Genomic DNA, 23,813 nt, shown 5'->3' with positions numbered 1-23,813 from the left:
TCTAGGAGCTGGAACGCCCCCACGTAACCGGCAAAGCTACCTGAATGACCGATGGCAGTCCAGCCGGGAGGGGCTGGCACTTCGCCACAACTCAAGGCATGCTAGCCGCCCTCCGGGCGTCCGGCTTATAGTGCACGTCGCGCCAATCCAGCCAAACCGCAGGATTTCAGTTTGTCTAATGTCACGCCGCCTCTTTCTACCCGTGCACCGGCTGCCGCGCTCGGCTCCCCCCTGCGCGGCACCCTGAAGGGCGCACTGGCGACACTGGTGCTGTTGCTGCTCGCGCTGCTGTTCTGGCAATTGCTTGATCAACTGAGCGAAACCCAGAAAAACCAGCGCCAGTACACCATCGACTACACCGCCGACCTGGCTTCGCAAGTCAGCCTGAACATGGCGCTCAACGCGCAAATCGCCCTTAATCTGCTACCGATCGTCGAGCAACCGCAATCCGCCGACGAACAGCAGGCCTTGCTGCGCAAATTGCAGCAGTCGCTGCCCGACCTGCGCAGCCTGGCGTTGCTCAGCCCGTCCGGCAAAATCCTCAGCGACAGCGCCGCCGACAGCCAGGACGCCGACTACCTGGTCGATCTGGTCCGCCGCAGCCGTGCCCAGGCCCACTATTTCAGCAACGCCGACGATGGTTCGGTGGTGCACTTGCTGCTGCATCAGGCCAGCGGCAGCACACGCGGTTACTGGGCATTGCGCCTGACCCCGACGTTTTTTTCCTCGCTGACCAAACAGGGTGAAACCGGCATTCGCCCACTGTGGCTGGTGGAAAACCGCATCAATCATCAAATCATCAGTCGCGATGAAGCCCTGCCCACCACCCGGCAGGGCACGCTGAGCGAAGATGACCTGGCCAACAGCGTGCTGACCGTGCCCCTGAGCAGCAGCGACTGGCAATTGCGCGGGCTGTTCGATCGGCAACAAGTACTGGAACAATTGCTGCCGGCGTTCATCGGCAAGTGCCTGCTAGGCCTGGCCTTCTCCCTGCTGCCGTTTATCGCCCTGCTGAGCATGCGCCGCCGTCAGCACCAGTTGCATGAAGGTCGACGCCGCTATCAGGACATTTTCGAAGGCACCGGCGTGGCCCTGTGCGTGCTTGACCTGTCCGGGCTGAAAAGCTTTTTCGACAAGGCCCAACTCAACAGCAGCGAACAATTGAAAGCCTGGCTTGAAGTGCCCGAGCAACGCCAGCAACTGCTGCAAGAATTGCGCGTCACCGAAGTCAACCAGGTGGCTCTGCAACTGCTCAACGTCAATTCCTGCGAGCAAGCCTGGAAACTGCTGATCGACGGCAATCCGCTGGAATGCACCGCCATCGGCAACCAAATGCTGGAGGCCATGCTCAACCAGCAGAAACAACTGGAACTGGAAATCAAACTCCAGGACACCAACGGTCGCGACCAGCACTTGTGGCTGGTGTTGCGCCTGCCGGAAGAGCAGCACGACTATAAAGCGGTGATCCTGAGCATCAACGACATCACCAGCCGCAAGCTGATCGAGCTGTCGTTGCTGGAACGCGAAGGTTTCTGGTCGGACGTGGTGCGCACCGTGCCGGATCACCTGTATGTGCAGGACGTGATCAGCCAGCGGATGATTTTCAGCAACCACCATCTGGGGCAGACCCTGGGCTACAACCGCACCGAACTGCATCAGATGGGCGAGTACTTCTGGGAAATCCTGCTGCACCCCGAAGACGCCGACTACTACCACCGTTCGCGCCAGACCCAGCGCCACGCCGGCTACTCGCAACTGCTGCAATGCCAGTTGCGCTTTCGTCATCGCGATGGCGAATGGCGGCGCTTCGAGATTCGTGAACAAGCCCTGGCCCGGGACCGCAATGATCACGTCACGCGGATCATCGGCGTGGCCAAGGACATCACCGAACAGATCGAAGCCAGCGAATCCCTGCGCGACAGTGAGCAGCGCTACCGCATGCTCGCCGAAAGCATCAGCGACGTGATTTTCTCCACCGACAACAAGCTCTCGCTCAATTACGTCAGCCCGTCGGTGCAAGCGGTGCTGGGTTATGACGTCGAGTGGATTTTCCAGAACGGCTGGCAGTCGACCATCGCCAACCCGCAACAATTGACCGGCATCTACGCTTTGATGGACCGGGTCAGCAAGGCCCTGGATAAACCCGATCAACTGGCGTTGTTACGCAGCCAGGTGCAGACCCAGTTGTTCCTGTTCGATTGCCTGCGGGCCGACGGGCGCAAGATTCCGATCGAACTGCGGTTGGTGCTGGTGTGGGACGAGCACGGCGCTTTCGAAGGCGTGCTCGGGGTCGGTCGCGACATCAGCCAGCAACGCCGCGCCGAGAAAGACCTGCGCATGGCGGCCACGGTATTCGAGCACTCGACTTCGGCGATCCTGATCACCGACCCGGCCGGCTACATCGTCCAGGCCAACGAGGCGTTCAGTCGCGTCAGCGGGTATGCGGTGTCCCAGGTCCTCGACCAGTTGCCGAACATGCTCACCGTCGACGAGCAGCAGGAAGCGCATTTGCGTTATGTGCTCAAGCAACTGCACCAGCACAGCACCTGGGAAGGCGAAGTCTGGCTCAAGCGCCGCAACGGCGAGCATTACCCGGCGTGGGTCGGCATCACGGCGGTGCTCGACGACGAAGGCGATCTCGCCAGTTACGTGTGTTTCTTCAGCGACATCAGCGAGCGCAAGGCCAGTGAGCAGCGGATTCACCGCCTCGCTTACTACGACGCCCTGACCCACCTGCCCAACCGCACGCTGTTCCAGGATCGCCTGCACACCGCGCTGCAATCGGCGGAACGGCAGAAGTCGTGGGTGGTGCTGATGTTCCTCGACCTCGACCGTTTCAAGCCGATCAACGACTCCCTGGGCCACGCCGCCGGCGACCGCATGCTCAAGGAAATGGCCACGCGCCTGCTCGGTTGCGTCGACGATGACGACACCGTGGCGCGCATGGGCGGCGATGAGTTCACCTTGCTCCTGCAACCGCGCATCAACCGTGAAGTGGCGCTGAACCGGGCGATTCATGTGGCCGAACAGATTCTTGCCAGCCTGGTGAAACCCTTTGTGCTGGAAGGTCGCGAGTTCTTTGTCACGGCCAGTATCGGCATTGCCCTGAGCCCCCAGGACGGCAACGAACTCAGCCAGTTGATGAAAAACGCCGACACCGCGATGTACCACGCCAAGGAGCGCGGCAAGAACAACTTCCAGTTCTATCAGGCGGACATGAACGCCAGCGCCCTCGAGCGTCTGGAGCTGGAAAGCGACCTGCGCCATGCCCTGGAGCAGGACGAATTCGTGCTGTATTACCAACCGCAATTCAGCGGCGACGGCAAACGCCTGACCGGCGCCGAAGCCCTGCTGCGTTGGCGTCATCCGCGTCGCGGGCTGGTGCCGCCGGGGGATTTTATTCCGGTGCTCGAAGAGCTCGGGCTGGTGGTAGACGTTGGCGACTGGGTGATCAGCGAAGCCTGTCGGCAACTCAAGACCTGGCACCAGGCCAAGGTGCGGGTGCCCAAGGTCTCGGTGAACATCTCGGCGCGGCAGTTTTCCGATGGTCAGCTCGGCACGCGGATCGCCAATATCCTCAAGGACACCGGCCTGCCGCCGGCGTGCCTTGAGCTGGAGCTGACCGAAAGTATCCTGATGCGCGAAGTCAGCGAGGCGATGCAGATTCTCGCCGGGTTGAAAAACCTGGGCCTGAGCATCGCGGTCGATGACTTCGGCACCGGTTATTCATCGCTCAACTACCTCAAGCAGTTCCCGATCGACGTGCTGAAAATCGACCGCACCTTCGTCGATGGCCTGCCGTCGGGTGAGCAGGATGCGCAGATTGCCCGGGCGATCATCGCCATGGCCCACAGCCTGAACCTGGCGGTGATCGCCGAGGGCGTGGAAACCCACGAACAACTCGACTTCCTGCGTGAGCATGGGTGCGATGAGGTTCAGGGGTATTTGTTCGGGCGGCCGATGCCAGCGAGCCGGTTTGAAGCGCAGTTCAGCAATGATGCGCTGTTCGTGTTCGATTGAGATGTGCAGCGCGGCGGATGACGCCTTCGCGGGCAAGCCTCGCTCCTACAGATGATCGTTCCCACGCTCTGCGTGGGAATGCAGCCCGTGACGCTCCGCGTCACATGCCGAAGCGGACGCAGAGCGTCCAATGAGGCATTCCCACGCGGAGCGTGGGAACGATCACTGGTTATCGGCCAGCATGATCACCGCTGATCCCGTCATGAAGCCCACTTGTCTGCGACATGATGTCCTTTCATATGCCATCTAAAACCCATTGGGTTAGAATGCCCCCCTTTTCTGCCCCGATCCTTGAGGACCGCCATGTTCAGCCGTGATTTGACTATTGCCAAGTACGACGCCGATCTCTTTGCCGCCATGGAGCAAGAAGCTCAGCGCCAGGAAGAACACATTGAGCTGATCGCTTCGGAAAACTACACCAGCCCTGCGGTGATGGAAGCTCAAGGCTCGGTCCTGACCAACAAGTACGCCGAAGGCTACCCGGGCAAGCGCTACTACGGTGGTTGCGAGTTCGTCGACGTGGTTGAACAACTGGCCATCGACCGTGCAAAAGAGCTGTTCGGCGCCGATTACGCCAACGTCCAGCCACACGCCGGCTCCCAAGCCAACAGCGCCGTTTACCTGGCCCTGCTGCAAGCCGGTGACACCATCCTTGGCATGAGCCTGGCCCACGGCGGTCACCTGACCCACGGTGCCAGCGTTTCGTCCTCCGGCAAGCTGTACAACGCCGTTCAGTACGGTATCGACGCCAATGGCCTGATCGACTACGACGAAGTCGAGCGTCTGGCCGTTGAGCACAAGCCGAAAATGATCGTGGCCGGTTTCTCTGCCTACTCGCAGATCCTCGACTTCCCGCGTTTCCGTGAAATCGCTGACAAGGTTGGCGCCTACCTGTTCGTCGACATGGCCCACGTGGCCGGTCTGGTCGCCGCTGGCGTCTACCCGAACCCGGTGCCTTTCGCTGACGTCGTGACCACCACCACCCACAAGACCCTGCGCGGTCCACGTGGCGGTTTGATCCTGGCTCGCGCCAACGCCGACATCGAGAAGAAGCTGAACTCCGCCGTTTTCCCGGGCGCCCAGGGTGGCCCGCTGGAGCACGTGATCGCCGCCAAAGCGATCTGCTTCAAGGAAGCGCTGCAGCCTGAGTTCAAGACCTACCAGCAACAAGTGGTGAAGAACGCCCAGGCCATGGCCGAAGTGTTCATCGCGCGCGGCTTCGACGTGGTGTCCGGCGGTACTAAGAACCATCTGTTCCTGCTGTCGCTGATCAAGCAGGACATCTCCGGTAAAGACGCCGACGCCGCTCTGGGCAAAGCGTTCATCACCGTGAACAAGAACTCCGTGCCAAACGACCCACGCTCCCCGTTCGTCACCTCCGGTCTGCGCTTCGGCACCCCGGCTGTGACCACTCGTGGCTTCAAGGAAGCCGAGTGCAAAGAGCTGGCCGGCTGGATCTGCGACATCCTGGCTGACCTGAACAACGAAGCGGTGATCGACGCCGTTCGTGAGAAGGTCAAGGCCATCTGCAAGAAGCTGCCGGTATACGGCGCCTGATAGCAGGTCGTTAAAGTCGAAAAAACCCGGTCTTGACCGGGTTTTTTTTCGTCATCGACAAAGTAACCGCTACTGATAGAACAGGCACTTCCCAACCACAAAACACATCACTTACAACTTCCTGCCTTCAACACCACAACCAAAATCAAATATTGATACATATACTTCCACCGACTCATACAAAAAAGAAATTAATATCCCGTCCGAACATTCAAACAACCAGACAGGAAGTCACCGTTAATACCATGAGTACCTTTATCACTAATTCCTTTATCGCAACACTCGAAATTCCGGGCCAGCATTTAAATCTCCTGAATACCCTGTACGGGGGTCCCGCGATGGCCACCGAGCTCCTTGGCAGCGGGGGTTTCTTCACCGGTCGGCCCCAGCAACGCGATGACTCACACCTGCTCGGCTACCGCTCTAAAGCGGAGGTGAGCGCCATCGAGCCTTTGCAATTATTCTTTTTAGGCAGCCAGGGTGGTTACGCCATTTTTACCCTCGATGGGAGTGGACACCTTCACTCCTGCATCAGTAAAAACAGAGTCAACCTACTCGGGGCCGTGGCTGCTGACAGTGGCGAGCGAACCCTGTTTAACATGACCAATGATCAAGGCCGCATTATTACCTTAGATGACCTTGCTGGAGATAAACACCTGATAACTCTCAAGACCGAGGATGAAAAACACATTGGCGGGCTGACACTAAAAGGATCGAACTATCATTATCTCTCCGAAGTAAGCGACAACTATAAGATGACGTTCGAACTGAAGATTCTCGAACGGTTATAACTTCCGCGATCATGACTTGACCCGTGCAGGAGTGCCCTACGCCGCTCCTGCACGCACCCGCACCACTGGTCAGACCGGTCATGCCAATTTCACTCCTTTCACTTGTCATCGGGGAAAAACCGAGCCTAGACTGCGCCTGCACTGGACATACCGGTAAGACCACAATAATTAAGTCCTGAATCTGATGCGCTTTAGCGCACGGCAGCCAGGACACCGACCAGGATTCCTCCCATGCTCAGATGGTGCTCGCGTTCAATCTTCCTCCAAGTGGTTCTCGGACTGGTGCTCGGCATCGTCTGCGGGCTGACCCTTCCCGAATACTCCGCCCAGCTCAAACCCTTGGGCGACGGCTTTATCAAACTGATCAAGATGCTCATCGGCCTGATCGTGTTCTGCGTGGTGGTCAGCGGCATCAGCGGAGCTGGCGATCTGAAGAAGGTCGGGCGCATCGGCCTCAAGTCGGTCATCTACTTTGAAGTGCTGACCACCATCGCCCTGGTGATCGGCCTGGTGTTCGCCTTCAGCACCGGCATCGGCAGCGGCGCGAACATTCATCTGGATCAACTGGCCAAGGCCGATATGGGCGATCTGGCCCAGCGCGGCCAGCAGATGCACACCACCACGCAGTTCCTGATGGATCTGATTCCTACCTCGGTGATCGGTGCCTTTGCCGAAAACAACATCCTGCAAGTGCTGCTGTTTTCGGTGTTGTTCGGCAGCGCGTTGAACCTGGTGGGCGAAGCGGCCTCGGGCATTTCCCGGCTGATCAACGAACTCAGCCACGTGATTTTCCGCATCATGGGCATGATCGTGCGCCTGGCGCCGATCGGCGTATTCGGCGCCATCGCCTTCACCACCAGTAAATATGGCCTGGATTCCCTGCAACACCTGGGCAGCCTGGTGGGCCTGTTCTACCTGACCTGCGCCGCGTTCGTGTCGCTGATCCTCGGCCTGGTGATGCGCCTGTCCGGCCTGCGCATGTGGCCGCTGCTCAAGTACCTGCGTGAAGAATTGCTGATCGTCATGGGCACCGCCTCTTCCGACGCCGTGCTGCCGCAGATCATGCGCAAACTTGAGCACCTGGGTATCGGCAGCTCCACGGTCGGGCTGGTGATTCCAACCGGTTACTCGTTCAACCTCGACGGCTTCTCGATCTACCTGACCCTGGCCATCGTCTTCATCGCCAACGCCACCGGCACGCCGCTGGCCATGACCGATTTGCTGACGATTCTGCTGGTGTCGCTGATCACCTCCAAAGGTGCCCACGGCATTCCCGGTTCGGCGCTGGTGATTCTGGCGGCAACCCTCACGGCGATCCCGGCGATTCCGGTGGTGGGCCTGGTGCTGGTGTTGGCGGTGGACTGGTTCATGGGCATCGGTCGGGCGCTGACCAACCTGATCGGTAACTGCGTCGCCACGGTGGCCATTGCGCGCTGGGAAAAAGACATTGATGTCCAACGGGCGAACAAGGTGCTTTCCGGTCAGGTGGGGTATACCTTCCAGCCGAGAAAACCGGTGGCCCCGGCCCATCAACAGGATTTTTGAAATCTGCGCGAGCCTGCCACGGGGCAGGCTCCCAGCCTTATTCATGGAGCAAACCGTGATTACCACTTCAACGGTCGTCAATTCAGTCGTAGAAAAACTCCGGGCCGCGCTGGCCCGTGGTCAGTGGCGTTCCGGCGACATGTTGCCGGGCCAGCGTGAACTGGCCGAACAACTGGGCATCAGCCGCCCGAGTCTGCGCGAAGCCGTAATCGTCCTCGAAACCCTGGGCCTGGTGCGTTCGATGCCGGGCAAAGGCGTGGTAGTGCTGGAAGCCAATTTCAGCGACAGCCAACACCACGACAGTGCGGTGGCCGGCGCGAGCCTGGAGGATGTGCTGCAACTGCGCTACACCCTTGAGCCGTTCATCGTCGGGCTGGTGGCGCAATCGATCAGCAGCAAGGAAGTCGGGCAACTGCGTCTGACCCTGATGGACATGCGCGAAGCCCTGGAGGCCAACGACAGCGAGGCCGGGGTCAACGCTTACATCGCGTTCCATGAAGAGCTGTTCACCCTGACTTCGAACCCGATCTTCCAGAGCGTGGTGCAGCAGACCAGCAACGCCCTGAAGCAAAGCGCCGAGGTGCTGCGCAATTCACCAGAGCATTTGGCTGAACGCCTGGAAGAAAACGAAGCCGTGGTGCGGGCGATCCGCAGCAAGAACAGCGCCCAGGCCAGCGCCGAAATGCGGCGGCACATCCTGCGTGAAGGCCAACGGATGGGTATCGAACTGAACATTCCGGACGACAACCTCGGCAGTTGAATCCGCTTGAACTGGAGACAAGCCATGAACAGCTTCGCCTCAGCGCCACCCCTCAGCGCCCTGCCCTTTCCCCGGCAGACGGATGATCTTTACTCGCGGGTTTTCGACGCGATTCTCGAACAGCGCATCGATGCGGCCAGTCGCTTTACCGAAGAAAGCCTGGCGCAGATGTTCAGCGCCCGGCGCAGTGATATTCGCGGTGTGCTGACGCAATTGTCTCATCAGCAAATCATCGTGCTGCGGGCCAACCACCGGCCTCGGGTTGCCACGCTCGACGGCGAGCAAACCCGGCAGATGCTGCATGCACGGCGGCTGACGGAAATCACCTTGGTGCGCCTGGCCTGCCAATCACGCTCACAGGATTTGAAACCGCTGCGGGACTTGATCCAGAGCGAGCGCCACTGCACTGCCCGTGGCCCAGCCATTCGCTTGTCTGGAGAGTTTCATTTGCGGCTGGCGGAAATCGCGGGGAATGCACCGTTGGCGCATTTTCTGGGCAGTCTGGTGCCGCTGACTTCGTTGGCGATTGCGCGGTTTGAGGTGGAATTAGAGGGTTATTGCGTTTGGCAAAAGCATCAGGCGATTCTGGAGGCTGTGGAACGTCGGGATGCGGGGATGGCTGAGCGCTTGCTGGGCCGGCATCTGGATTATTTGGAAGAGACGTTGCTGAATGCTGGACCGACATTCAGCGAGAATCGTGTTGCCGGTTAGATCGCTTTCGCGGGCAAGCCTCGCTCCTACAGGTATATCGCCGTCCTTGTAGGAGCGAGGCTTGCCCGCGAAGGCGTCATCACTGACACACGAAAGGCTTCAATCCGCCGCCACCCGCGCAAACCCCTCGCGAATCTTCTCTTCCGGCAAATCATCGGCAATAAACACGATCACACTCTCCCGCGCCTCGCCCTCGGCCCATTCGGTGTCCCAATCGAAGCCGTATAACTTCAGCACACCCTGGAACACCATGCGTCGCGGCTCGCCGACGATGCTCAACACACCCTTGTAGCGCAGCAGTTGCTTGCCGTGGTCTTCCAGCAGTTCGTTCATGAACTCGCTGAGCTTGTCGAGATCCAGCGGCTTATCGGTGCGCAGCACCAGGCTGGAAATCCGGTCGATGGATGGCGCCTTGCTCACCGGCCGCAAACTCATGCCAGCGCCGAGGTCGGCATTCAGATTGAAACCGCGTACATCGAGCAGTTCAGCCAGGTCGATCTTGCCGTGCTCGACTACGCGAATCGGTGCGCGACGGTTGATGCGGGTCAGGCGTTCGCTCAATGCGTTGAAGGTCGGTTCGTCTACCAGATCACGCTTGCTCACAAGGAGGCGATCGGCAAAACCAATCTGCGCCTGGGCGATGGTCTGGGTCAGGTGGGTGTCGGCATGGGCCGCGTCCACCAGCGTGATGATGCCGTCGAGGATGTAGCGTTCGCGCAGTTCTTCATCGATGAAAAAGGTTTGCGCCACCGGGGCCGGGTCGGCCAGGCCGGTGCATTCGATCACCAGACGGTCGAAGGCGATTTCGCCGCTGTCCAGGCGTTCGAGCAGCAGGTACAAGGCCTTGGTCAGGTCGGTGTGAATGGTGCAGCAGACGCAGCCGTTGGACAGCGTCATCACTTGCACCGGCTCCTCGCCCAACAGTTGGGTGTCGATGCCGGCGTCGCTGAATTCGTTTTCGATCACGGCGATTTTCAGGCCGTGCTCGGCTTTGAGCAGGTAGCGCAGCAACGTGGTTTTACCCGCGCCGAGGAAGCCGCTGAGGATCGTTACCGGGATGGGAGAGGACAACTCAAACCTCCTGTTTCAAACATTTTAGAAAACAACACAAAAACAAATGTGGGAGCGGGCTTGCTCGCGAAGGCGGTGTGTCAGTCAGCCTAAATGTTGAATGACACACCGCTTTCGCGAGCAAGCCCGCTCCCACAGGGGGATTGCATCAACCTGAGGTCAGGTTAACAACACTTCGGCCCACCCTTGCCACCGTAACGCGCCTCCTGACGTTCCCGAAAGAACATCTCATAGCTCATCACCGGTTTGTCCGGGTGTTTGGTTTGCATATGCTCGACGTAGTTGTCGTAGTCGGGCATGCCGACCATCAGGCGCGCAGCCTGACCGAGGTATTTACCGAGGCGACTCAGGTCATTGAACATCTTTGCAATCCTCAGTTACGCGTCCGGCAAAGCCTGGAACGGTGCTTCTTTATCCGTGCGCTCTTTTGTACCCCAAGCCGAGATACCGACCTTGAGCGCATAGAACAGGATGCTGAATACCACAAACAGGAATAGCGCCGTCAGCGTTGCGTTGGTGTAGGCGTTGAAGATCACGTGCTGCATCTGCGTAATGTCCTTGGCCGGAGCGAGGATCTGGCCGTTGGCCAGGGCATCGCTGTATTTTTTCGCCAGAGACAGGAAGCCGATCGCCGGGTTGGCGTCGAACAGCTTGATGAAACCGGCGGTGGTGGTGCAGATCAGCAGCCACGCGGCAGGCATCAGGGTCACCCAGATGTAGCGTTGGCGTTTCATTTTGATCAGCACAACCGTGGCAAGCATCAGCGCGATACCGGCGAGCATCTGGTTGGAGATACCGAACAGCGGCCACAAGGTGTTGATCCCGCCCAACGGGTCGATCACGCCTTGGTACAGCAACCAACCCCACATCGCCACACAACCGGCAGTGGCGATCAGGTTGGCGGTCCAGGATTCCGTGCGTTTGAGCGAGGGCACGAAGGAGCCGAGCAAGTCCTGGAGCATGAAGCGTCCGGCACGCGTACCGGCGTCTACCGCCGTCAGGATGAACAGCGCTTCAAACAGGATCGCGAAGTGATACCAGAACGCCATGGTGTTTTCACCCGGCAGCACGCTGTGCAGGATCTGCGCGATACCGACCGCCAGGGTCGGCGCACCGCCGGCACGGGCGAGGATGGTGGTTTCACCGATGTCATGGGCCACCGCTTGCAGCGCTTCCGGGGTAATTGCAAAGCCCCAGCTGCTGACGGTTTGCGCCACGGCGACTACGTCACCACCGACCACCGCAGCCGGGCTGTTCATGGCGAAGTACACGCCCGGCTCGATCACCGAGGCGGCAACCATGGCCATGATGGCGACGAAGGATTCCATCAACATCGCGCCGTAGCCGATGTAGCGGGAATTGACTTCGTTATCCAGCAGCTTCGGCGTGGTGCCGGAAGAGATCAACGCGTGGAAACCCGAGACCGCGCCGCAGGCAATGGTGATGAACAGGAACGGGAACAAACCGCCCTTCCACACCGGCCCGGTGCCATCGATGAACTGGGTCAATGCCGGCATTTTCAGCTCGGGCATGGTCACCAGAATCCCGATCGCCAGGGCGATGATGGTGCCGATTTTCAGGAAGGTAGAGAGGTAGTCACGGGGCGCCAGAATCAGCCACACCGGCAACGAAGCAGCGACGAAACCGTAGCCGACCAGCATCCACGTAATCTGCACGCCCGTGAAGCTGAACGCCTTGGCCCAGTACGGGTCGGCGGCAATCTGCCCGCCCAGCCAGATCGAACCCAGCAGCAGCAACACGCCGACCACGGAGATTTCACCGATGCGGCCCGGGCGGATGTAGCGCATGTAGATGCCCATGAACATCGCGATCGGGATGGTCGCCATCACCGTGAAAATACCCCATGGGCTCTCGGCCAGGGCTTTGACCACGATCAGCGCCAGCACCGCGAGGATGATGATCATGATCAGGAAGCAGCCAAACAGCGCGATGGTGCCGGGGATGCGGCCCATTTCTTCGCGGACCATATCGCCCAGGGAGCGACCGTTGCGGCGGGTAGACATGAACAGGACCATGAAGTCCTGCACCGCACCGGCCAGTACCACGCCGGCAATCAGCCACAGCGTACCGGGCAGGTAACCCATCTGCGCCGCCAGCACCGGACCGACCAACGGCCCCGCGCCAGCAATGGCCGCGAAGTGGTGACCGAAGAGGATGTGTTTGTTGGTCGGGACGTAGTCCAGGCCATCATTGTTGAGCACGGCGGGGGTGGCCCGGCGCGGGTCGAGCTGCATCACATTGTTGGCGATAAACAGACTGTAGTAACGATAGGCGACCAGATAAATGGCCACGGCCGCGACCACAATCCACAAGGCGTTGATCGCCTCGCCTCGGCGCAATGCCACTACGCCCAGGGCGCACGCTCCTACGATTGCCAGCAGCAGCCAGGGTAGATGGCGTAGCAGGCTATTATTATTTTTCATTTTTTTATTCCAGCCAGGGTGGACAAGAAAGACAGCCACCCCGAGTTTAGCTCTACTGGCGCCAAAGACCATAGTCCGACATTGGTCGAGAGCCATCACTGTGCTGGCAGCGATTGTCGATGCAGGTCTATAGTCAGGCAACCTTCACGAGGATTGCGCCATGAGCGACCACCCTGCCGAGCGCCGCCGCTTCAAACGTTTTGCGTTCGACGCCCGAACCGAGCTGAGCCAGGACGGACTCACCTGGCCGGTGAAGCTGATCGACCTGTCGCTCAAGGGCGCGCTGATCGAAAAACCCGAGCCGTGGCTGGGCAATCCGGATTGGCATTTCCTGCTCGATATTCATCTGAATACAGATGTCGAGATCAAGATGGACGTGACGTTGACCCACGATGATCACGGTCAGCTCGGGTTCGTCTGCAAACACATCAGCCTGGAATCCATCGAGCGTTTGCGGCGGTTGATTGAATTCAACCTGGGCGATCCGCAAGAGTTGGAGCGCGAGTTGGGTGCCTTGATCGAGGTCTGAAGCCACCCGCAATTCCACTGTGGGAGCGAGCCTGCTCGCGAATGCGGTCGTGCATTCAACATTTAAGTCGACTGACAGACCGCTTTCGCGAGCAGGCTCGCTCCCACAAGGTATTTGTGGGTTATTCGAAGAGTGCGTCGAGCGCCTGTTCCAGTCGGGTCACGGCAATAATCTGCAACCCCGGCGGCGCTTCCTTCGGTGCATTGCCCTTGGGCACGATGGCGCGTTTGAAGCCGTGTTTGGCCGCTTCTTTCAGGCGTTCCTGACCACTCGGCACCGGGCGCACTTCGCCGGACAACCCCACCTCGCCAAACACCAACAGATCGTGGGGCAGCGGCTTGTTGCGCAGGCTCGACATCACTGCGGCCATCAGCGCCAGGTCGGAAGCCGTTTCCAGCACTTTCACCCCGCCGACCACGTTGAGAAACACGTCCTGATCGTGGGTCGGAATGCCGCCATGACGGTGCAACACCGCCAGCAGCATGGCCAAACGGTTCTGATCCAGGCCCAGGGTGACCCGACGCGGGTTGGCCAAGTGACTGTCATCCACCAAGGCTTGCACCTCGACCAACATCGGCCGGGTGCCTTCCCACGTCGCCATCACGACACTGCCCGGGACTTCTTCCTGGGCACGGGTCAGAAAAATCGCCGACGGGTTGGAGACTTCTTTCAGCCCCTTGTCAGTCATGCCGAACACGCCCAGTTCGTTCACCGCGCCAAACCGGTTTTTCACCGCCCGCAGCAGGCGCAAACGCCCATCGGATTCGCCTTCGAAATACAGCACGGTGTCAACCATGTGCTCCAGAACACGCGGGCCGGCCAATGCGCCTTCCTTGGTCACATGGCCCACCAGGAAAATCGCCGTGCCGCTCTGCTTGGCATAGCGCACCAGCAACGCCGCGCTTTCGCGAACCTGGGAGACGCCGCCGGGTGCCGATTGCAGTTGCTCGGTGAAAATCGTCTGGATCGAGTCGATCACCATGACCTTGGGCTTTTCCTGCCGGGCCGTGGCAATGATGGTTTCGATGCAGGTTTCGGTCATCACCCGCAGCTTGTCCTGGGGCAAGCCGAGACGACGGGCGCGCATGGCCACTTGTTGCTGGGATTCTTCGCCGGTGACGTACAGCGCCGGCATGCTCTTGGCGAGGTTGCACAAGGTTTGCAACAAAATGGTCGACTTGCCGATGCCGGGATCACCGCCGATCAACACCACCGAGCCGTCCACCAGGCCGCCGCCGAGCACGCGATCAAGTTCGCTGGACGCCGTAGAAAAACGCGGAATCTCTTCGACACTGACTTCGGCCAGGGTCCTGATCTGCGCCTGCTGGCCGGTCCAGCCGGTGCGACCGCTGGGCGCCGCCGCCCCGCCGCTCTCGACCATGGTTTCGGTCAGCGTATTCCAGGCCCCGCACTCGCCGCACTGGCCGGCCCACTTGGGGAAGGTTGAGCCGCACTCGGTGCAGCCGTACATGCGCTTGGCCTTGGCCATCTGAACTCCCGGCAAAAACCGCGATGATAGCGCAGCCGGACCGGATCAGCGCGGCGCGGCGTTGCGGATTTCGCCGCTGGCCAGACGCGCGGCGCTATTGCCCAGCGGATCTTCGGCATTCAGGTCGGCACCCTTGGCCTTGAGCGCGTCCAGCAACTCGACACGGTTGAACAACCCGGCATACATCGCCGCCGTCTGCCCGGCGCCGTTGCGTTGGTCGGGGCTGCAATGGGTGGCCATCAAAGTTCGGGCGATCTGTATTTCGCCTTTGAAAATGGCGCCCATCAGCGCCGTGTTGCCACGCTGATCCTGAGCGCAGGCATCGGCGCCGGCGGCAAGCAAACGGTCCACAGCCGCGCTTTGGCCGTGATAGGCCGCCAGAATCAGCGCGGTGTAGCCCTTTTCGTCACGGGTATCGAGGGAGTAACCGGCCTCGATGAAGGTCTCGAGCATCGGCACGTCGCCACGGCGGGCAGCATCGAAGTAGTAATCCTGCAGTTGCGCTTTGAGCGCGGCGGGGTCTTTCGTGACATTTGCCGCCGATTCGGCGAACACGCCGGGCGACAGGGCTGCCAGCAACAGGAAGAAATAGAAACGCATGGGAAGGCTCCTTGGTCAGACGGGGCCTCGAACGAGGCCCCGCGTTTCAGGCAAACGGGATCAGTCGACCAGTTTGGCCGCCAGTGCCTTGACCCGGGCCAGGTCACCCTTGGCGACTTTGGTCACGCCGGTGCCGTATTCCGGATCGGCCTTATAGAGGAACGACAGCATGATGTGCTTGCTCTCGTCGTCCGTGGTGGCGAGCGAGCCGCCGAAGCTGTCGATCAGGTCCTGGCGTTCCTTCTGGCTGAACGAGCGATACAAGTCGCCGGCCTGCTTGAAGTTCTGCTCATGCTGGATCTTCGCCTGCTGGGTGCTGCCCGAAAGCGCCGACTGGCTGTAGCGTGCGGTTTGCGGCTCCTCACGCGGCAGCAGACGGCTTGGCTGGTAATTCACGCCAGTGCTGCTGGCGCCGCTGTTCATGGCGCCATCCTGGTTACCGTTGTTCACCGCCACCTTGGGCGCATTGATCGGCAGTTGCAGGGCATTAGGCCCCAGGCGATACATCTGAGTATCGGCATAGGAGAACACTCGCCCCTGTAACAACCGATCTTCCGAAGGCTCTATACCGGGAACCAGATTGGCGGGTGCCATGGCGACTTGTTCGGTTTCCTGGAATACATTCGCCGGATTACGGTTCAACACCATTTGTCCAACCTTGCGTTCAGGAATACCCGGCCAAATCTTCGTTGCATCCAAAGGATCGAAATCAAACTTGTACAAGTCTTGAGGATTTACAACTTGCACGTACAAGTCCCACTTCGGGAAGTCGCCCTTGTTTATATGAGTCACCAAATCGTTGGTCATATGACTGTAGTCTTGACCTTGAACTTTGACGACAGCCTTTGGATCGAGATTGTTAATCCCCTGCAAACTTTTCCAGTGAAACTTCACGTAATGCACTTCGCCTTTGGCATTCACCAACTTATAGGCGTGTACACCATTACCATCCATCTCCCGATAACTGGCCGGGGTCCCGGAGTTGGAATACAACTCGGTCAGGGTGCGAGTGGCCTCCGGTACATGGGAGAAGAAATCGAAGCGACGGGAATCGTCGTCGAGGTTGGTGCGCGGGTCCGGCTTGAACGCGTGGACCATGTCCGGGAACTTGATGGCGTCGCGGATGAAGAAGGTCGGGAAATTGTTGCCGACCAGGTCCCAGTTGCCGTCCGCCGTGTAGAACTTGGTGGCGAAACCACGCGGGTCACGCAGGGTTTCCGGGGAATGGTTGCCGTGCACCACCGCCGAGAAACGCACGAACACCGGCGTGCTCTGGCCACCGGCGAACACTTTGGCCTTGGTCAGGTCGCTGAGGTCATCGGTCACGGTGAAGGTGCCATGGGCGCCGGTGCCACGGGCATGCACCACCCGCTCAGGAATGCGTTCGCGGTCGAAACGCTGGAGTTTCTGGATCAGTTGCACGTCTTGCAGCAGCACCGGGCCTGTGGCGCCGGCGGTTTGCGAGTTCTTGTTGTCGCCGACGGCGGCACCGTTATCCCGGGTCAGGGTGGCGGCGCTCACGGAAAAGGACAGCAGGCCGACGCTCAAAACGCCGAGGGCGCGGCGATGGGGAAAAGCCCCGAGGCCAAGGGAAGTAGTCATAGGAGTTTCCTCTGATTTTATAAAGCGCATCCAGGTGCGCTCAGCAGAGGCTAGTGACCGGCCGCCCAAAACCTAAATAGAAATGCCACACCGGGACGATAGGCAAAAGATGCTGGAAGGGCCGGTCTAGAGGGGGTAACCGCGCGCGAATGATGGCCTTTTGTAAACTTTCCGGCGCCGGGCCGGTCGATAACAGGCAAGCCATGTAAGCAGTTGTGTCGAGCGAGATGCGTTTTGCTGATTTACACTGCGTTCACCAACCTCATCTGTAACAAGGAAATAACCTATGGGCGTGCTTAACGAGTTCAAGGCCTTCGCGGTCAAAGGCAATGTGGTCGATATGGCCGTCGGTATCATCATCGGCGCCGCGTTCGGCAAGATCGTTTCGTCGTTTGTCGGCGACGTGGTCATGCCGCCTATCGGCCTGCTGATCGGTGGGGTGGATTTCAGCGACCTGGCCATCACGCTCAAGGCCGCCGACGGCAACATCCCGGCAGTGGTGTTGGCGTACGGCAAGTTTATCCAGAGCATGATCGACTTCGTGATCGTCGCCTTCGCGATCTTCATGGGCGTCAAGGCCATCAACCGCCTCAAGCGCGAAGAGGCCGTGGCACCGACCCTGCCGCCGGTCCCGACCAAGGAAGAAGAGCTGCTGAGCGAAATCCGCGATCTGCTCAAGGCCCAGAACGACCGGCCTTGACGGTTGTGTTGCACTGAAAACGGCGCCTGCGGGGCGCCGTTTTTTTACCAGTAGTTTTCCACCGCCACCTGTCCGGGCCGGCGGCTTAAGCTCAGGTTCATGTCCCGCTCTTTGAGCAATTTGCGCGTGTCATCGATCATCTGCGGGTTGCCACAGATCATCACCCGCGAATGCTCGGGCGTCAGCGCCAGCCTCGCTGCCCGCTCCAGCTCGCCATTTTCAATCAGGGTGGTAATCCGTCCATTGAGCACGCCGGGCGTCTGCTCGCGGGTGACGGTGGGGATGAATTGCAGTTTGTGCGCATGTTCGGCCAGGTAGTCGCGCTGTGCCAGCCCCGCGATCAGGTCCTGATAAGCCAGTTCACGGCCTTCGCGCGCGCTGTAGACCAGGATGATGCGTTCGAATTTTTCCCACACCTCGAAATCCTGCAGGATTGACAGGAACGGCGCCACCCCGGTGCCTGTGGATAACAACCACAAGTCCCGGCCATCGACGAACCGATCCAGGGTCAGATAGCCCGTGGCCTGCCGCTCCACCAGCAGCGTATCGCCGACTTGCAGGCGACTCAGCTCACTGGTGAACTCGCCCCCCGGCACCACGATGGAGAAGAACTCAAGAAACTCGTCATAGGGCGAAGAGACCATGGAATAGGCGCGCCACACCGTACTGCCGTCGGGTTTGGTTACGCCCAGTCGAGCGAATTGCCCCGCACGAAAGCGGAACCCCGAATCCCGGGTAGTGCGCAGGGTGAACAGGCTCGGAGTCAGTGGCTGAACATCGAGCAGGGTCTGGCGTGTGAATTTTTCTGCACTGGCGGTCATGGGGCACTCCATTGGACAGGTGAGGCCAGTGTCCCGCAAAGCCGGCCTGTTAAACACCGGTGGTTTGTAGTGGCTTTAGGCAGTGGTTATTTTTTCAATAGTTATTCTTATTTATGTAACTGACACTAATTTGCCACCAGACAAGAAAAAAACACTATTCACTTGACGAATTTAACAGCGGACGTGGTACGCCAGAGTTACACATTTAAGAACTGATACTGCACTCCAAGGCATTCCAAAGAGCAAAAAAATCGGAGCGTCTGAGTAGGAATAGTCCTACACTCGTTTTCGTGCAGGATCTTGGATCCAATCAGCACCCCAGAGGAACGGTGATGGAGATACAAAATGGAAATATGGAAGGAATCACAGTTAACGCAACTGTCATGCACCAAAGAAATCGACATCGCTTACCCGCTTGCACTTAATTTCGTCAAGAACCTCGGTTTCAAATTTTGCTCTTTTTCAATGACTTCAAAAGCGGTAGGCACACACGATAACGCCCTCAACCGAAACAACTTCCCCCACGACTGGAATATGCAATATGAACAAAATAAATTCGGTGACATCGACCCGATAGTGGCTCACTGCAATCAATCAACGTTGCCGATCCTGTGGTCCGCAGACGTCTTTTCCCAGACACCCTGGCTGTGGCAAGCCTTGCAAGAACAAGGACTGCAACATGGTTGGTCGCAATCGTTCCTTGATGAAGAAAGCGGTCTGTGCAGCATCCTGAGCCTGGCTAGAAGCCATTGCCCGATTACGGCGTATGAGTTGTATGAAAACCTCGGCTTTATGCTGTTCATCGGCCATCACCTGCACGCCCTGGCCGCACAGACCCTGCCGAAAAAAATCCCGAGACCCAGCACGCCGCCGCTCTCCCCCCGGGAAGTCGAGGTCTTGAAACTGTCGGCTGACGGCAAGACCGCCTACGAGATTGCCCGGATCCTCAGCCTGAGCGAGCGCACCGTGAATTTCCATGTTCACCGGGCCATCGAGAAGCTCGGGGTCTGCAACAAGATCGCCGCCGTGATCAAGGCAGCCAGGGTTGGCGTCATCTGAGACCACGGGGCTCAAAGAAAACCTGCGAGTAATCCAATAGAAAAAAACGTACCATTTGCGATCCTGCCTGAGTGATGACGTGTGAAAAATCCACGCCGAAGTCCACTCGGTCGGTTCCGCCCGCTACACCGCCCCAGGGCTGCGGGACACCCGTTGATCATCCAGAGCCCCCCGCCCCATGCCTTTGCTCGAAACACCTTTCGCCCGACTCGACCTGATCCGCCAGCCCGAACAGCAGAACGAACCGCTGCAAGCCTTCGATGCCGCCGACGAATACCTGCTCAATCACCTGGCCGAGCAGCAACCGACGGCGGATATTCGCGTGCTGGTGCTCAACGATAGCTTCGGCGCATTGGCCGCCAGCCTGGCGGGCAAGGTCCAAGTGGTCAGCAGCGGCGACTCGTTCCTGGCCTTCCAGGGCCTGGAAAAGAACCTGATCCGCAATGGCCAGGCGTTCGACGCCGTGCCGAGCGTACCGGCCAATGAAGCCTTCGTCGGGCCGTTTGACCGGGTGCTGATCCGCGTACCGAAAACCCTGGCCTTGCTGGAAGAACAATTGATTCGCCTGCAAGGCCAACTGGCGCCGGGTGCCCAGGTGATTGCAGCAGCGATGGTCAAGCACCTGCCCCGCGCCGCCGGGGATTTGCTGGAGCGCTACATCGGCCCGGTACAAGCCTCGCTGGCAGTCAAGAAAGCGCGGTTGCTGATCGCCACGCCCGAAACCAAAACACCGGCCGTCTCGCCCTACCCGTCCCGCTATCTGCTCGATGAGCCTGCCATCGAACTGCTCAATCACGCCAATGTGTTCTGTCGTGAAGGGCTGGACATTGGCTCCCGGGCGTTCTTGCCGCACCTGCCGAAGAACCTCGGCGCGGCGCGGGTGGCGGATCTGGGTTGCGGTAACGGTGTGCTGGCCATCGCCAGTGCCCTGCAAAACCCGGAAGCTCAGTACACGCTGGTGGACGAGTCGTTCATGGCGGTGCAATCGGCTCGCGAGAACTGGCGTGCGGCGCTGGGTGAGCGGGAAGCGATCGTCCGTGCCGGTGATGGCCTGGCGGGTCAGGAAGCGCAATCCCTGGACGTGGTGCTGTGCAATCCGCCGTTCCACCAACAGCAAGTGGTCGGCGACTTCCTGGCCTGGCGCATGTTCCAGCAAGCACGCGAAGCGCTGGTGGTCGGTGGCGCGTTGTACATCGTCGGCAACCGTCACCTGGGTTATCACAGCAAACTGGCGCGGTTGTTCCGCGGCGTCGAGCAAGTGGCGGCCACGCCGAAATTCGTCATTCTCAAGGCCCGTAAATAACCCGGCCGAAAAAAAACCCTCCACCAGGAGGGTTACGAAGCCGCGCCGCAAGGCACGGGATGGGAATCACGGTGTTTCAGTGGGTGGTCAGGCCCGCGGCATTCATGAACATGCGCATCAGGCTGGCCACGATAAACAGCGCCACGACGCTGCCAGTCCAGATCATCGCCAACCATCCGAGCCGCTGCCACAGCGGCTTTTTTTCGGCCTGTTCGATGTCGTGCAGGGTGGGTTTGGTGGACATGACTCAATCCTCTCTTTAAGAGTGATGGCGCCTGGGCTGGCCGCCATCGCGAGCAAGCTTTGCTCCTACTAGTGGTAACCGTCTTCGTGGGTGACCTTGCCGCGGAACACGTAGTAGCTCCAGAAGGTGTAGCCCAGGATGAACGGGATGATGAACAGCGTGCCCACCAGCATGAAGCCCTGGCTTTGCGGCGGCGCGGCGGCGTCCCAGATCGAGATCGACGGCGGCACGATGTTCGGCCACAGGCTGATGCCCAAGCCACTGTAGCCAAGGAAGATCAACACCAGGGTCAGCAGGAACGGTGTGTAGTTCGCGTTGCGGGCCACGGCACGGATCAGACCGTACATGGTCACCAACACCAGGATCGGCACCGGCAGGAACCAGAACAGATTCGGCAGGGTGAACCAGCGCGCCGCGATCTCGGCGTGGGCCAGCGGGGTCCAGATGCTGACGATGCCAATCACCGCCAACACCACGAACGCCAAGGGCCGCGCCAGGTCGTGCATCTGCTCCTGCAACTTGCCTTCGGTCTTCATGATCAGCCAGGTGCAGCCGAGCAGTGCATAAGCCACCACCAGCGCCAAGCCGCAGAACAGGGTGAACGGCGTCAACCAGTCCAGCGAGCCACCGGCGAACTGGCGATTGACCACCGGTAACCCGTCGATAAACGCCCCCAGCGCCACGCCCTGGAAGAACGTCGCCGCCACCGAGCCACCGATAAACGCCTTGTCCCACCAGTGACGCTTGTCGTCCTTGGCCTTGAAGCGAAACTCGAACGCCACGCCCCGGAAGATCAGGCCGATCAGCATGAAGATCAGCGGCAGGTACAGCGCCGACAACACCACCGAATAGGCCAGCGGGAAGGCGCCGAACAACGCCGCGCCGCCCAGTACCAGCCAGGTTTCGTTGCCGTCCCAGACCGGCGCGACAGTGTTCATCATCACGTCACGGTCGCTCTTGCCCGGGATGAACGGGAAGAGAATCCCGATGCCCAGGTCGAAGCCGTCCATGACCACGTACATCATGATGCCGAAGATGATGATCACGGCCCAGATCAGCGGAAGATCAATACCCATGATTCAAATCTCCTTGGTCGTGGTGTGGTCGGCATCGGCGTGATCGTCGTCGGCCGCGGACAACGGACGGGCCGGCGTGCGTTTCTGCCCGGGACCACCCTCATTGGTTTCCTTGCCCTCGTCGATCTTCGGCCCTTTGCGCACCAGGCGCATCATGTAGCCCAGGCCGGTGCCGAACAGCGCGAAATACACCACCACGAACAGCACCAGCGTAATGCTCATCTGCATGAAGCTATGGTTGGAGGACGCATCCGCCGTGCGCATCAGCCCGTAGACCACCCACGGCTGACGGCCGATTTCCGTGGTGAACCAACCGGCAAGGATCGCGATCAGGCCGGACGGTCCCATCCACAACGCCAGGTACAGGAACGGCCGCGAGGTGTACAGCCTGTCGCGTTTGCGCAACCACAGGCTCCACAAACCGGTGAAGATCATCAGGAAGCCCAGGCCGACCATGATCCGGAACGACCAGAACACAATGGTCGAATTCGGCCGGTCTTCAGGCGGGAAGTCCTTGAGCGCCGGCACCTGTTTGTCCAGGGAGTGCGTGAGGATCAGGCTGCCGAGGTACGGAATCTCGACCGCGAATTTGGTCTTCTCGGCTTTCATGTCCGGCCAGCCGAACAGGATCAACGGGGTCGGTTCGTCGCCGACGTTTTCCCAGTGGCCTTCGATCGCGGCGATTTTCGCCGGTTGATGCTCAAGGGTATTGAGGCCGTGGAAGTCGCCGATCACAGCCTGGATCGGCGCGACGATCAACGCCATCCACATCGCCATCGAGAGCATGGTGCGGATCGCCGGGTTGTCTTTGCCGCGCAGCAAGTGCCAGGCCGCCGAGGAGCCGACGAAGAACGCGGTCGCGACGAACGCCGCCGTGGCCATGTGCATCAGGCGATAGGGGAACGAGGGGTTGAAGATCACCGCCAGCCAGTCGGTCGGAATCACCTGGCCGTTGACGATTTCAAAGCCCTGGGGGGTTTGCATCCAGCTATTGGAGGCGAGAATCCAGAAGGTCGAGATCAGCGTGCCGATGGCGACCATGACGGTGGCGAAGAAGTGCAACTTGCGTCCGACCTTGTTCCAGCCGAACAGCATCACGCCGAGGAAACCGGCTTCGAGGAAGAATGCCGTGAGCACTTCATAGGTCAGCAGCGGCCCGGTGACGGAGCCGGCGAAGTCGGAAAAACGACTCCAGTTGGTGCCGAACTGATAGGCCATGACGAGGCCGGAGACCACGCCCATGCCGAAGTTCACGGCAAAGATCTTCGACCAGAAGTGGTACAGATCGCGGTAAGTGTCGTTGTGGGTTTTGAGCCACAGGCCTTCAAGTACCGCCAGGTAACTCGCCAGGCCAATGGTGATGGCCGGGAACAGGATGTGGAACGAGATGGTGAACGCGAACTGCATCCGGGCGAGATCAAGTGCCTCCAAACCGAACATAAGTCTTCCTCTGTCAGGTAATACCGGCTGAAGGGCTTATGACCCTGCACC

Annotated in this window: 20 protein-coding genes; 10 read left to right on the top strand and 10 right to left on the bottom strand. The window is 59.7% G+C overall.

What is annotated here, in order from left to right:
• Positions 1-171: 171 nt before the first annotated feature.
• The 6 genes from BK665_RS09355 (at position 172) to BK665_RS09330 (ending at position 9,384) form a co-directional block, all read left to right on the top strand.
• The gene (locus BK665_RS09355; protein ID WP_123404841.1) at positions 172-4,020 is read left to right on the top strand and encodes a sensor domain-containing protein; all 3,849 of its coding nucleotides are present in this window, start codon (positions 172-174) and stop codon (positions 4,018-4,020) included.
• Positions 4,021-4,323: 303 nt separating this feature from the next.
• A complete protein-coding gene (gene glyA / locus BK665_RS09345) occupies positions 4,324-5,577 on the top strand; it encodes a serine hydroxymethyltransferase (RefSeq protein ID WP_123404839.1) in 1,254 nt (417 codons plus the stop codon).
• Between the two features lie 245 nt (positions 5,578-5,822).
• The gene (locus BK665_RS34425; protein ID WP_185076478.1) at positions 5,823-6,368 is read left to right on the top strand and encodes a hypothetical protein; all 546 of its coding nucleotides are present in this window, start codon (positions 5,823-5,825) and stop codon (positions 6,366-6,368) included.
• 231 nt (positions 6,369-6,599) lie between these two features.
• Complete coding sequence (locus BK665_RS09340; protein ID WP_123404837.1) at positions 6,600-7,913, top strand: C4-dicarboxylate transporter DctA; 1,314 nt, start codon at positions 6,600-6,602, stop codon at positions 7,911-7,913.
• A gap of 55 nt (positions 7,914-7,968) precedes the next feature.
• Complete coding sequence (locus BK665_RS09335; RefSeq protein ID WP_123404835.1) at positions 7,969-8,673, top strand: FadR/GntR family transcriptional regulator; 705 nt, start codon at positions 7,969-7,971, stop codon at positions 8,671-8,673.
• Between the two features lie 24 nt (positions 8,674-8,697).
• Positions 8,698-9,384, top strand: coding sequence for a GntR family transcriptional regulator (locus BK665_RS09330; protein ID WP_123404833.1), 687 nt, complete (start codon positions 8,698-8,700; stop codon positions 9,382-9,384).
• Between the two features lie 99 nt (positions 9,385-9,483).
• Here the strand turns inward: BK665_RS09330 and yjiA are convergent, their stop codons facing one another.
• The 3 genes from yjiA to BK665_RS09315 form a co-directional block, all read right to left on the bottom strand.
• Positions 9,484-10,455 (bottom strand): GTPase, encoded by a 972-nt coding sequence (yjiA, locus tag BK665_RS09325; protein WP_123404831.1) that lies wholly within the window; start codon positions 10,453-10,455, stop codon positions 9,484-9,486.
• A 164-nt stretch (positions 10,456-10,619) separates the two neighbouring features.
• Positions 10,620-10,817 (bottom strand): YbdD/YjiX family protein, encoded by a 198-nt coding sequence (locus tag BK665_RS09320; RefSeq protein WP_007895266.1) that lies wholly within the window; start codon positions 10,815-10,817, stop codon positions 10,620-10,622.
• Positions 10,818-10,832: 15 nt separating this feature from the next.
• On the bottom strand, positions 10,833-12,899 hold the full coding sequence (locus tag BK665_RS09315; RefSeq protein WP_123404829.1) for a carbon starvation CstA family protein: 2,067 nt from the start codon (positions 12,897-12,899) through the stop codon (positions 10,833-10,835).
• A 160-nt stretch (positions 12,900-13,059) separates the two neighbouring features.
• Between BK665_RS09315 and BK665_RS09310 the strand changes: the two genes are divergently transcribed.
• Positions 13,060-13,428: a PilZ domain-containing protein gene (locus BK665_RS09310; protein ID WP_123404827.1), complete on the top strand. Its 369-nt coding sequence runs from the start codon at positions 13,060-13,062 to the stop codon at positions 13,426-13,428.
• Positions 13,429-13,549: 121 nt separating this feature from the next.
• Here BK665_RS09310 and radA read toward each other — a convergent pair whose 3' ends face one another.
• From radA to BK665_RS09295, 3 genes are read right to left on the bottom strand one after another with little or no spacing between them, the layout of a single operon-like run.
• The gene (radA, locus tag BK665_RS09305) at positions 13,550-14,917 is read right to left on the bottom strand and encodes a DNA repair protein RadA (protein WP_123404825.1); all 1,368 of its coding nucleotides are present in this window, start codon (positions 14,915-14,917) and stop codon (positions 13,550-13,552) included.
• Between the two features lie 45 nt (positions 14,918-14,962).
• Complete coding sequence (locus BK665_RS09300; protein WP_123404823.1) at positions 14,963-15,517, bottom strand: ankyrin repeat domain-containing protein; 555 nt, start codon at positions 15,515-15,517, stop codon at positions 14,963-14,965.
• Positions 15,518-15,577: 60 nt separating this feature from the next.
• Entirely contained in the window at positions 15,578-17,119 is a 1,542-nt protein-coding gene (locus tag BK665_RS09295) for a catalase (protein WP_123404821.1), read from the bottom strand.
• Between the two features lie 286 nt (positions 17,120-17,405).
• Between BK665_RS09295 and mscL the strand changes: the two genes are divergently transcribed.
• Positions 17,406-17,819, top strand: a complete 414-nt coding sequence (mscL, locus tag BK665_RS09290) for a large-conductance mechanosensitive channel protein MscL (RefSeq protein ID WP_123404819.1) — start codon at positions 17,406-17,408, stop codon at positions 17,817-17,819.
• 44 nt (positions 17,820-17,863) lie between these two features.
• On the opposite strand, the gene BK665_RS09285 is transcribed toward mscL, so the two are convergent.
• Positions 17,864-18,640 carry a ferredoxin--NADP reductase gene (locus BK665_RS09285; protein ID WP_123404817.1) on the bottom strand — a complete coding sequence of 259 codons (777 nt, stop codon included), beginning with the start codon at positions 18,638-18,640 and terminating at the stop codon, positions 17,864-17,866.
• 345 nt (positions 18,641-18,985) lie between these two features.
• Here BK665_RS09285 and BK665_RS09280 point away from each other — a divergent pair, with 345 nt between their 5' ends.
• Together BK665_RS09280 and BK665_RS09275 are read left to right on the top strand one after the other, a co-directional pair.
• A complete protein-coding gene (locus BK665_RS09280; RefSeq protein WP_123404816.1) occupies positions 18,986-19,699 on the top strand; it encodes an autoinducer binding domain-containing protein in 714 nt (237 codons plus the stop codon).
• A gap of 178 nt (positions 19,700-19,877) precedes the next feature.
• Positions 19,878-21,002, top strand: coding sequence for a methyltransferase (locus BK665_RS09275; protein WP_123404814.1), 1,125 nt, complete (start codon positions 19,878-19,880; stop codon positions 21,000-21,002).
• Between the two features lie 76 nt (positions 21,003-21,078).
• Here the strand turns inward: BK665_RS09275 and BK665_RS09270 are convergent, their stop codons facing one another.
• The 3 genes from BK665_RS09270 to BK665_RS09260 all read right to left on the bottom strand — a co-directional run bounded on the left by BK665_RS09270 (position 21,079) and on the right by BK665_RS09260 (position 23,762).
• Complete coding sequence (locus BK665_RS09270; protein WP_123404812.1) at positions 21,079-21,246, bottom strand: DUF2474 domain-containing protein; 168 nt, start codon at positions 21,244-21,246, stop codon at positions 21,079-21,081.
• Positions 21,247-21,314: 68 nt separating this feature from the next.
• A complete protein-coding gene (gene cydB / locus BK665_RS09265; protein ID WP_123404810.1) occupies positions 21,315-22,322 on the bottom strand; it encodes a cytochrome d ubiquinol oxidase subunit II in 1,008 nt (335 codons plus the stop codon).
• A gap of 3 nt (positions 22,323-22,325) precedes the next feature.
• A complete protein-coding gene (locus tag BK665_RS09260; protein ID WP_123404808.1) occupies positions 22,326-23,762 on the bottom strand; it encodes a cytochrome ubiquinol oxidase subunit I in 1,437 nt (478 codons plus the stop codon).
• Positions 23,763-23,813 lie beyond the last annotated feature (51 nt).

Origin of the sequence: Pseudomonas frederiksbergensis (assembly GCF_003732665.1) — a bacterium.
Lineage (GTDB): Bacteria > Pseudomonadota > Gammaproteobacteria > Pseudomonadales > Pseudomonadaceae > Aquipseudomonas > Aquipseudomonas frederiksbergensis_G.
This window is presented reverse-complemented; position numbering and strand designations above follow the sequence as displayed.